This is a genomic window from Robertmurraya kyonggiensis (genome assembly GCF_005116465.1).
Lineage (GTDB): Bacteria > Bacillota > Bacilli > Bacillales > Cytobacillaceae > Robertmurraya > Robertmurraya kyonggiensis.
The window spans coordinates 1-2,101 of record NZ_SWBM01000028.1 but is presented as its reverse complement, the minus strand read 5'-3'; the positions used below and the strand labels follow the sequence as shown (position 1 = coordinate 2,101).

The 2,101-nt window shown below is 58.9% G+C and carries 1 protein-coding gene; it reads left to right on the top strand.

What is annotated here, in order from left to right; genetic code table 11:
• On the top strand, positions 1 to 1,619 hold a 1,619-nt coding region (locus tag FA727_RS25585; protein ID WP_136833901.1), incomplete at its 5' end, for a reverse transcriptase domain-containing protein.
• Between the last annotated feature and the right edge of the window lie 482 nt (positions 1,620 to 2,101).

Sequence of the window (2,101 nt, the reverse complement as noted above, 5' to 3'; positions counted from 1 at the left end):
ATCCCCTCCCTCGCATCGACCAGGTCGTAGACTCTACCGCTGGGTGCGAAGCCCTATGTTTCCTTGACGCTTACTCCGGGTACCACCAGATTGCGCTCAAGGAATCCGACCAGCTGGCCACTTCCTTCGTGACCCCTTGTGGTGTATTCTGTTACACCGCGATGGCCTTCGGGCTAAAAAATGCTGGTGCAACGTTCCAGCGTTGCATGAACCAGTGTTTAGGGGACCTCGTCGGGCAAACCGTCGAGGTCTACGTGGACGACATCGTAGTCAAGTCCAAGCTGGCGGACGATCTAGTCCAAGACTTGGAAGCCACGTTCGATCGCCTCCGGGCGAACTGCGTAAAACTCAATCTAGAGAAATGCGTGTTCGGGGTCTCAAAGGGCCTCCTCCTGGGATTCGTCGTCTCCGCCAGAGGCATCGAGGCGAACCCCCAGAAGATAGTAGCCATCACCAACATGGGGCCGCTTAGCTCCGTTAAGGATGTCCAGAAGCTTGCCGGTTGTCTCGCTGCTTTAGGGCGGTTCGTGTCACGCCTAGGTGAGCGAGGGCTTCCCCTCTACAAGCTCTTGAAGAGGGACGGCCGCTTCGAGTGGAACGTGGAGGCCCAGCAGGCGCTCGACCAGCTCAAGCACATGCTCACCAAGCCACCTATCCTGGTGCCTCCACGCGAGGGGGAGCACTTGCTCTTGTATGTGGCAGCGACCACTCAGGTGGTGAGCGCCGTCCTCGTGGTGGAGCGCGAAGAGGAAGGACACGCCCTGAAGATCCAGCACCCGGTCTATTACATCAGCGAGGTGTTGACCGAGTCTAAGACACGCTATCTCCACATCCAGAAGATGATCTACGCCATCCTCATCGCCAAGCGCAAGCTCAGACACTACTTCGACGCCCATCGTGTCACCGTCGTCACCGAGCACGCGTTAGGAGAGGTGATCAACAACAGGGAGGCGACGGGAAGAATCACCAAGTGGTCCCTCGAGCTCATGGGCTACGACATCTCCTACGCGCCAAGGTCAGCAATCAAATCTCAAATCCTTGCAGATTTTGTCGCTGAATGGACGGAGACACAGCTCCCCCAAGCCCCGGCTGACCTTGAATACTGGGTCCTCCACTTCGATGGAGCTCAGAACCGAACTGGGTCAGGGGTCGGGGTCGTCTTCATTTCCCCCATGGGGGTGATGATGCGTTACGCCATACGGCTTCACTTCCCCGCGTTGAACAACATGGCGGAGTACGAAGCCCTGCTCGCCAGGCTACGGATAGCCAAGGAGCTAGGCATCCACAGGCTGGAGGCTCGCGGTGACTCTCAGCTCGTGGTTGATCAGGTCAACGGCGACGCCAAGTGCTACAATCCAAAGTTGGCAGTCTACTGCGAGGCCGCGCGCAGGGCGCAAGAGAAGTTCAAGGGTTTAGGTTTCGTCCACCTCCGACGGGAGTACAACAAGGCGGCCGATGAGCTAGCCAAGCTTGCATCCTGGCGACAGCCAGTCCCGCCTGGTGTGTTCGCAGACGACCAGCATCAGCCGTCAGTGAACTTCAATGATGAAGCACCTTCCTTGGGGCCGAACCCCGACAGTTGCTCGGCCCCGAGGGAAGTCCCGACCAAACGAGGGTAGTGGTGGCCATCGTGTCCGACCCTGACGAAGGGCCAGACCTCGAGGAAGAGCAGCCTTTGGAAGACCCACCTGAGCCAGAAAGGGATTGGCGCACACCCTTCTTAAGCTGGCTCGTCGATGGGGCCCTCCCAGCTGGACGAACAGAAGCTCGACGCCTCGTCCGAAGGGCCAAGTCCTATAGGATAATCGAGGGCAACCTGTACCGTCGAGGCCACAATGGTGTTCTTCAGTGCTGTATCCTCAACGAGGAGGGGAGATCGCTGCTGAAGGACATCCATGGCGGGGTGTGCGGTCACCACGCGGCGCCCCGATCGTTGGTGGGGTCGGCCTTCAGGCAAGGATTCTACTGGCCCACAGCCGTCGCAGATGCCGAGCGAATCGTGCGAACATGCGAAGGCTGCCAGTTCTACGCCAAGAAGACACATTTACCAGCCCAGGCGCTTCAGACCATACCCATCACCTGGCCATTCGTGCCGCTGCCA